Origin of the sequence: Methylobacterium iners, from assembly GCF_022179305.1 — a bacterium.
Classification (GTDB): Bacteria; Pseudomonadota; Alphaproteobacteria; order Rhizobiales; family Beijerinckiaceae; genus Methylobacterium; species Methylobacterium iners.
Genome location: NZ_BPQP01000128.1, coordinates 1 through 8,286, shown reverse-complemented (window position 1 = coordinate 8,286; position 8,286 = coordinate 1). Strand labels below are relative to the sequence as shown.

General features: G+C 70.1%; 7 protein-coding genes. 1 reads left to right on the top strand and 6 read right to left on the bottom strand.

The annotated features are described in order from the left end of the window. Nucleotides 1-56 precede the first annotated feature (56 nt). On the bottom strand, nt 57-251 hold the full coding sequence (locus MFF55_RS25745; RefSeq protein WP_238246974.1) for a con-10 family general stress protein: 195 nt from the start codon (nt 249-251) through the stop codon (nt 57-59). Between the two features lie 224 nt (nt 252-475). Continuing rightward, on the bottom strand, nt 476-1,570 hold the full coding sequence (locus MFF55_RS25740) for an NAD(P)/FAD-dependent oxidoreductase (RefSeq protein ID WP_238246971.1): 1,095 nt from the start codon (nt 1,568-1,570) through the stop codon (nt 476-478). A gap of 136 nt (nt 1,571-1,706) precedes the next feature. On the opposite strand from MFF55_RS25740, the gene MFF55_RS25735 reads away from it, so the two are divergent. Further along, the gene (locus tag MFF55_RS25735) at nt 1,707-2,009 is read left to right on the top strand and encodes a GCG_CRPN prefix-to-repeats domain-containing protein (protein WP_238246970.1); all 303 of its coding nucleotides are present in this window, start codon (nt 1,707-1,709) and stop codon (nt 2,007-2,009) included. A gap of 210 nt (nt 2,010-2,219) precedes the next feature. Here the strand turns inward: MFF55_RS25735 and MFF55_RS25730 are convergent, their stop codons facing one another. The 4 genes from MFF55_RS25730 to MFF55_RS25715 form a co-directional block, all read right to left on the bottom strand. Then, complete coding sequence (locus tag MFF55_RS25730) at nt 2,220-3,182, bottom strand: TIGR03885 family FMN-dependent LLM class oxidoreductase (protein WP_238246968.1); 963 nt, start codon at nt 3,180-3,182, stop codon at nt 2,220-2,222. Between the two features lie 83 nt (nt 3,183-3,265). After that, a complete protein-coding gene (locus MFF55_RS25725) occupies nt 3,266-3,871 on the bottom strand; it encodes a TetR/AcrR family transcriptional regulator (protein WP_238246965.1) in 606 nt (201 codons plus the stop codon). 50 nt (nt 3,872-3,921) lie between these two features. Then, the gene (locus tag MFF55_RS25720; RefSeq protein ID WP_238246963.1) at nt 3,922-7,062 is read right to left on the bottom strand and encodes an efflux RND transporter permease subunit; all 3,141 of its coding nucleotides are present in this window, start codon (nt 7,060-7,062) and stop codon (nt 3,922-3,924) included. A gap of 30 nt (nt 7,063-7,092) precedes the next feature. After that, the gene (locus MFF55_RS25715; protein ID WP_238246961.1) at nt 7,093-8,208 is read right to left on the bottom strand and encodes an efflux RND transporter periplasmic adaptor subunit; all 1,116 of its coding nucleotides are present in this window, start codon (nt 8,206-8,208) and stop codon (nt 7,093-7,095) included. Between the last annotated feature and the right edge of the window lie 78 nt (nt 8,209-8,286).

Below are 8,286 nucleotides of genomic sequence, written 5' to 3'. Positions count from 1 at the left end.
GGGCCTCTTGCTGTTTGAGACGGCGCGTCCCGAAGGTGGCACGCGCCGTCCGGTGCTTAGTCTTCGCCGGGACGACCAGTACCCGTCGATTGTCCGCCCTTGCGGCCCGCCGACGAGGCCAACTCACGATCCTGTGAGAACGACCGCTTCTCGGCCGGAACGCTCCGACCGCCCTTGCTCGCGATCTCGCGCTGCCGCTCGAGATCCATCGAGGCAAAACCTCGCTTCGAGGTCGAGTTTCCTGATGCCATCAGCGCCTCCTCAGCGTCTTTCCTTACAGCCGGAACAACCTTTGCCGCTTTCGATGGTTCCTCGCCGCCGGACCGCCGGAGCTGGGGCGGGACCGTCCGCCGGCGCCAGCGTGACGGCTTTCATCGGGCACTTGGCGAGGCGCCGTTCAGCCCCGCGATGAAGGCCCCGCGGCAACGCTTTGAAATCGTGGAAGAACGACAAGTGTCGCGGACGAGGCCTCCGATCAGGCCTCCAGCCTTTCGGCGATATCCTCGGCAAGCGACAGGCTCGCGGTCAGGCCGGGGCCTTCGATCCCGGAGAGCGCGACGAGGCCGGCCAGGCCGTGCTCGCGGCCATCGTCGATGCCGAAATCCGCCGCCGGCTCGCCTGGTCCCGTGACCTTAGGGCGGATGCCCGCGTAGTCCGGCGTGAGGCTCCCATCGGGCAGGCCGGGCCAGTAGCGGCGGATGGCCGCGTAGAAGGCGGCGCCGCGTCCCGGATCGACGGCGTAGTCGAGCCGATCCACCCATTCGACGTCGGGGCCGAACCGCATCCGGCCGGCAAGGTCGAGAGTAAGGTGGATGCCCAGGCCCCCCTCGACGGGCGCCGGGTAGATCAGCCGCTCGAAGGCGGGGCGGGCCGTGCAGGCGAAGTAGCTGCCCTTGGCGAGGACGAGGCGCGGCACCCGCTCGCGCGGGTAATCCTCGATCGCACCGATCAGGCTCGGGCTCGACAGCCCGGCCGCAACGACGACGGCATCGCAGACCAATTCGCCGGACTCGGCGCCACCGAACCGCGCATGCCAGGCTGCACCCCGGCGCTCCAGGCCCTCGATCGGCGTGCGCAGGGCAAGCACGCCGCCCGAATCCTCGATCGCACCTTGGAGCGCCAGCATCAGGGCGTGGCTGTCGACGATGCCGGTGCGGGGCGAGTGCAGGGCCGCGACGCAGGCGAGGTGGGTCTCCAGGCGGCGCGCCTCCGCCGCGTCGAGCAGGGCGAGGCCCGGGACGCCGTTGGTGACGCCGCGCGCGTGGATCGCCTCGATTGTCGCGACCTCCGCGGGTGAGGTCGCGACGATGAGCTTGCCGCAGGCCCGATGGGGCACGCCGTGGCGTTCGCAGAAGGCGTAGAGCAGGGCGCTGCCGGCCACGCAGTGGCGCGCCCGCAAGGAGCCGGCCGGGTAGTACATCCCCGCATGGATCACCTCGGAATTACGCGAGGAGACACCCATCCCGATGCCGGCCTCGGCCTCGGCGACGATGACGGCATGGCCGCGCAGCGCCAGCGCGCGGCCGATCGCCAGGCCGACGACGCCCGCACCGACGACGAGAACATCCAATTGTGCGCGATTAGTTGGTGCGGCCAAGCAAACTCACACGTAACATTCTGCACATCTTTCCAAAAACTGAGGATCTACCTCAGGGATCGTCCGCGAGTCAGCAAATGCGGCCCGGGACACCAGAGGAGGTAAGGTCATGACACAGGTCAAGGTGCTGGGCACGATTGCCATCGTCGCTCTCGGTCTCGGTTTCGCGTCGTCGGCAAGCGCCGCCCCGCTCTCGCCCGTTCCTGCCGGCATCCTGCAGGACGCGGCCGTCGAGCGGGTCGCCTACGGCTGCGGCCCGGGCTGGGCGCCGAACCGTTGGGGCGAGTGCCGCCCGATGTACCGCCGCTACGGCTACGGGCGCTACTACGGTCCCTATTACGGTCACCGCGGCTATTACGCCCGTCCCGTCTTCCATGTCGGCCCGTTCGGCGCCGGCGTGTCGTTCCGCTGAACCGGCGCGAGAGGGTGCCTGCCGCCAGTCCGAGGCACCCTCGTCGGCTCGAAACGGATCTTCGGATCCAAGCGTGAGAGGGAGTGCGTCATGGAAGATCCGGTCGAAGGTCCCCGGGAGAGCGGCGAGTGGAAGAGCCTCGCCTTCGCCTACGCCATGATCGTCGTCGGCGCAGGCGTCGTGGTCTACGGCGTCATCGCCGGTTAGGCCTCAAGCGAGTTGCGGCAGGACATGCCTGCCGAAGGCCTCGAGGAAGGCGGGGTGGTTGCGCCCGACCTGGTGGATCGTGATCTCGTCGACCCCGCAATCGGCATAGGCGCGCAGGCGCTCCGCGTGCCGACCGAGATCGGTCGAGACCGTGATCCCACGGTCGAGGTCGTCGGCGCGGACGAAGGCGGCGGCATGTTCGAACTGCCGCGGGGTGCGCAGGTGCCAGGGCGCGTCGCCCTCGAAGAGGTTGGTTCCCCATTGCGCGAGGGCGTCGGCGCGGAGCGCCGCCTCGTCCGGGCCCCAGGCGATCTTGGCCTGGGCGAGCACCGGCTTGCCCGTCCCGCCGCCCTCGCGGAACGCTTCGACGATCCGGGCCAGGCCCTGGGGCTCGCCGCCGGCCACGGTGATGAGGCCATCTGCCCAGCTTCCGACCCAGCGAGCGGTCTCGGGGGACACGGCCGCGCCGATGACCAGCGGCGGGACGTCCGGCCGGGTGTAGAGCTTGGCCTCGTCGACCGTGATCCGGCCCCGATGGGTCACGGTCTCGCCGGCCCAGAGCGCCCGCATCACGTCCACGCATTCGCGAAGGCGCGCGTTGCGCTCGGACTTGCCGGGCCAGGGCAGGCCGGTGATGCCCTCGTTGAGCAATTGCCCGCTCCCCAGGGCCATCCACAGCCGCTCGGGATACATCGCCGAGAGCGTCGCCCCGGCCTGGGCGAGGATCGCCGGGTGGTAGCGGTAGCCCGGCGCCGACACGGTCCGGAACGGCAGCCGCGTCCGCTCCATGGCCGCGCCGAGCCAGGACCAGACGAAGCCGGACTGGCCCGGACGCTCGTTCCAGGGGTGGAAATGGTCGGAGGCCGAGGCTGTCGCGAAGCCGACCTCCTCGGCGAGCCTCACCCAGGCGAGAAGGTCGCCGGGCGAGAATTGTTCGTGGGAGCAGTGGTAGCCGTAGCGCGTCACAGCATGTCGCCCGCCTGTGGATGCCTCCCCCGGCAATCGTTGCGTGCGCGGCAGGGTTCCGGGTCGGCTGCGCCGGATCGTCCTCAGCGGGGGCGCAGGCCGTCGAGGATGAAGCGCGCCATCTCATCGACGCCGGGACCGGGCTCACCGTCGCATTGCGCGATCAGGGCCGGGTGGCAGAAGCGAACGATCGCGAGCTGGATGCAATCCGCAGCGACCTTCGGGTCGCCCGCCGCGAACTCTCCCGTTTCCATGCCCTCGACCACCAGCCGGCGGAGCAGCCCGTTGATCTGCGTGCGATAGCGCCGGCAGACCTCCCAGTTCTCGGTGATCGCCACCTCCACCATCTCGTGCATGCGCCGGTCGACCGTGAAGCGCTCCGCGCTCATGCCGTGAAGGGCCGAGAGGAAGGCCCGCAGACGCTCGGCGACGTCGAGATCCCGGCGCTCGACGATGCGCGCGAGCTCCGCCTCGATCTCGCCCAGCAGCAGCTCGGCCACCGATTCGTTCAGGGCCTTCTTCGAGGGGAAGAAGCGGTAGACGTTGCCGGGGCTCATGCGCAGGGCCGCGGCGATGTCGGCCACCGTGGTCTTGCGGTAGCCAATCTCGCGAAAAAGCCGCTCGGCGATGCTGAGGATGCGGCAGCGCAGCTCCGGCGTCGCGGGCGCGGTCGGATCGGGTGCCGTCATCGAGGTGTCGGGACTTTGGATGTCGGTCTCCTAGGCTTCGAAGGTGGACGTCATTCGGCGGCGATCGCGAGCGGCGGGCGCGCCGGCGCCAGGGGCGGGGTCTCCTCATCCGCGGCCGCCGGCTGGTCGTCGAGGCGCTTGCGGAACCAGAACGCGTAGAGGGCGGGGAAGAACAGCAGCGTCAGGAAGGTGGCCACCAGCAGGCCGCCCATGATGGTGACCGCCATAGGCCCCCAGAAGGCGCTGCGCGACAGCGGGATCATCGCGAGGATCGCGGCGAGCGCAGTGAGCACCACGGGGCGCGCCCGCCGCACCGTCGCCTCGACGATGGCCTCGCGCAGGGTGTGATGGCCCGAGGCGACGTCGGCCTCGGTCTGATCGACCAGGATGACGGCGTTGCGCATGATCATGCCGGCGAGCGCGATCAAGCCGAGCAGGGCGACGAAGCCGAACGGCATCGCCGTCAGATTAAGCGCAAGCGAGGCGCCGATCAGCCCGAGCGGCGCGGTGAGGAAGACGAGGAACAGCCGCGAGAAGCTCTGGAGCTGGATCATCAGGAGCGTCAGCATCGCCAGGATCATCACGGGGAAGAGGACGAACAGCGAGGCGTTGGCCTTGTCCGATTCCTCGACCGCCCCGCCGATCTCGATCCGGTAGCCCGGCGCCAGGCCGTCGCGGATCGGCTTCAGCAGGGGCCAGATCGCGTTCGTGACGTCCGGGGGCTGGACCCCGTCCACCACGTCGGAGCGCACGGTGATCGCCATGTCGCGGTTGCGCCGCCACAGGATCGGCTCCTCGTGCGCGTATTCGAGACGCGCGACCTGGGCCACGGGCACCACGTTGCCGCCGCGCGAGACCAGGGTGAGGTCGCCGATCCGGCCGAGGTCGAGCCGCTCGGCCGACGCGGCGCGAGCGACGACGCCGACCTGCTCGATGCCCTCGCGGACCGTCGTCACGGTGACGCCGGTGAGCAGGGTCTGCAGAGTCTGCGACACGTCCTGGACGTTCAGGCCCAGCGCCCGGGCCCGCTCCTGATCGACGACGAGGCGGACGGAGGGCGTCATCTCGTTCCAGTCGAGATGGGCCTCCACGACCTTGTCGTTGCTCCGGACCACGTCCCGCACCCGGTAGGCGAGGTCGCGCACCTTGGCCGGATCGGGCCCGACGACGCGGAACTGGACGGGGAAGCCGACGGGAGGGCCGAAGTTGAAGCGGTCGACCCGCACCCGGGCCTGGGCCAGGGCGCCCTTGGCCACCGCCGCCTCGATCCGCGCCTTGATCCGCTCGCGCGCCTCGACGCCGCGGGCGACGATGACGATCTCGGCGAAGGCCTCGTTCGGAAGCTGCGGGTTGAGGCCGAGCCAGAAGCGGGGGCTGCCCTGGCCGACATAGGCCGTGTAGGTCTCGATGTCGGGGTCCTCGGTCCCGAGGATCGCCTCGGCCTGCTTCACCGCGGTCGTGGTGGTGCCGATCGCGGTTCCTTCCGGCAGGCGCAGCTGCAGGAACAGCTCGGGCCGCTCCGAGAGCGGGAAGAATTGCTGCTGGACGTGGCCGAAGCCGACGACGGCGGCGGCGAAGATCGCGAGCGTCGCGCCGATCACGGTCAGCCGCCAGCGCAGGCAGGCCCGCACGACGGCACGCAGGCCACGGTAGGTCCGCGTCTGGTAGACGGCGTCCGGATCGGTGTGGGCGCCGTGCGCAGCGAGGTTCTTCGGCAGCAGCAGCACGCCGAGATAGGGCGTGAAGATGACCGCCACGAACCAGGAGGCGATCAGCGCGATCGCGACCACCCAGAAGATGCCGCCGGCGTACTCGCCGACGCCCGAGGCGGCAAATCCCACGGGCAGGAAGCCCGCCACGGTGACGAGGGTGCCCGTCAGCATCGGGAAGGCGGTGGATTCCCAGGCGAAGGCCGCGGCCCGCATCCGGTCCCAGCCCTGCTCCATCCTCACCACCATCATCTCGACGGCGATGATGGCGTCGTCCACGAGCAGCCCCAGCGCGATGATGAGCGCGCCGAGCGTGATGCGGTGGAGGTCGATCCCGAGCGCCTGCATCACCACAAAGGTGATGGCGAGAACGAGGGGCACCGAGAGGGCGACCACGATGCCCGTGCGCCAGCCCAGCGACAGGAAGCTCACCGCGAGCACGATCGCCAGGGCCTCGAGGAAGGAATGTTCGAACTCGGTCATGGCCGCCTTCACGACCTTGGCCTGATCGGCGACCTGCTCCAGGGCAACGCCCTGGGGCACGCTCTCCAGGAAGGCGTTCTTGGCCGCCTCGACGTCCCGGCCGAAGGTCGTGATGTTGACGCCGCGCGCCATCACGACGCCGATCCCCAGCGCCGGGCGGCCCACCTGCCGGATCAGGTTGTCGGGCGGGTCGGCGAACCCTCGCGTCACCGTGGCGATGTCGCCGAGGCGGAAGCTGCGCCCGCCCGCCTCGACGGGCGTCTCGGAGACGGCCTTGACCCCGTCGAGCGCGCCGGTGACGCGCAGGGGGATGCGCTGGGCCCCGGTCTCGACCGTGCCGGCCGGCGTCACGGCGTTCTGGCGGGCGAGGGACTCGAACAGGACCTGCGGCGTGATCCCCAGCGTCGCGAGCTTGGCGTGGCTGAACTCCACGAAGATGCGCGGCTCCTGCACGCCGTAGAGGTTGACCTTCGTCACGCTCTCGACCTTGAGCAGGTGCTGGCGAAGCCCCTCCGCGACCTTCTTGAGCTGGGAATAGTCGGCGCCGTCGCCGGTCAGCATGTAGAGGATGGAATCGACGTCGCCGTACTCGTCGTTGACGTTGGGACCGATGATGCCGGCGGGCAACTCGCCCCGCACGTCGTCGAGCTTCTTGCGGAGCTGGTAGAACAGCGTCGGCACCAGATGGCCCGGCGTGTTGTCGCGGAAGGTGACCTGCATCGCCGCGAAGGACGGCTTCGAGTAGGTCATCACCTTCTCGAAATAGGGGAGGGTCTGCAGCTTCTTCTCGATGCGGTCGGTGACCTGGTCCTGGATCTCGCGCGCCGTGGCGCCCGGCCAGATCACGGTGACGACGGCGACCTTGATCGTGAAGTTCGGGTCCTCCGCCCGGCCGAGGCTAAGAAAGGCGAAGCTGCCGCTCACCGTGGCGGCCAGGATCAGGAACAGCACCATGGCGCGGTGATGAACCGCCCAGGCGGAGAGGTTGAAGCGCTTCATCGGACCGTTTCCCGCCTGGACCGTCGAGTCTTAGAACTCGAGCGCCTCGACCACCCGCACGCGCTGGCCCGCGTCGAGCTTCTGCACCCCGAGCCGGACGATCCGGTCGCCCTCCGCGAGACCGCCCGCGACGAGGGCGTCCTGCGCGTCGTAGGCCGACACCGTCACGGACTTGAGCGTCAGGTGGCCTGTATCGTCCACCGTCCAGACGGCGGGGCCGCTGCCCTGGTTGAACAGGGCGGGCAGCGGCACGCGCACGATCCGCTCGGCGGCCATCCCCGACACCGTCACCGTCGCGGTCATGCCGAGCTGAACCCCGGCATCGGCATCGGGAAGGGAGAAGCGGGCGAGGTAGGTCCGCGTCATCTCGTCGGCGGCGGGCGCGAGCTCGCGGAGGCGAGCCGAATAACGCGCCTTGGCGTTCGACCACAGGCCCATGCGGGCCTCGCCCGCGCGGACCTGGCCGACCAGCGCCTCGGGCACGGCGATCACCGCCTCCTTCTCCGCCGTGTGGGCGAGGCGGATCGCGGTCTGGCCCGCCGCGACGACCTGACCGGGCTCGATCGCGGTGGCGGTCACGACGCCGTCGGCATCGGCCGTCAGCACGGCGTAGGAGAAGGCGTTCTGGGCGAGCGTCACCGAGCGCTCCGCCCGCATCAGGCGGCTGCGCGCCTCTTCCGTCGCGGTCTTCTGCTTGTCGACGAGGGCCACCGCAATCCAGCCCTGGCCGGACAGGGTGAGGGTGCGCCGCAGGTCGGCCTCGGCCTGGCCGAGCGAGACCGTGGCGGCCCGGCGCTCGGCCTCGGCCTGATCGGTCTGCAGGCGCAGGTCGGCCTCGTCGAGGGTGGCGAGCGGCTGGCCCGCCTTGACGACGTCGCCGACATTCACGAGACGGCGGGCGACCTTGCCCTGGACGCGGAAGCCGAGGTCGCTCTCGATCCTAGGGCGGATCGTGCCGACGAAGCTGCGCTCGGGCACCCGGTCCTCGAAGGCCACCCGCTGGACCAGGACGGGCCGGGCGGCATGGCTCGGCTTCTCGGAGGCCTTGGCGGCGCCGGGCGCCATCTCGTCCTGGCATCCGCCGAGGAGAAGCGCGGCTCCGATGATCGCGAGAGCGGCGGCCGGCGAAACGGTTGGCGTGGGCATCGCGTCGGTTCCTGCACGGCGGGCGCGATGATGTCGGCCCGTCTCCGGCATTGGTGACCGTACTCTGAAATTGACGAT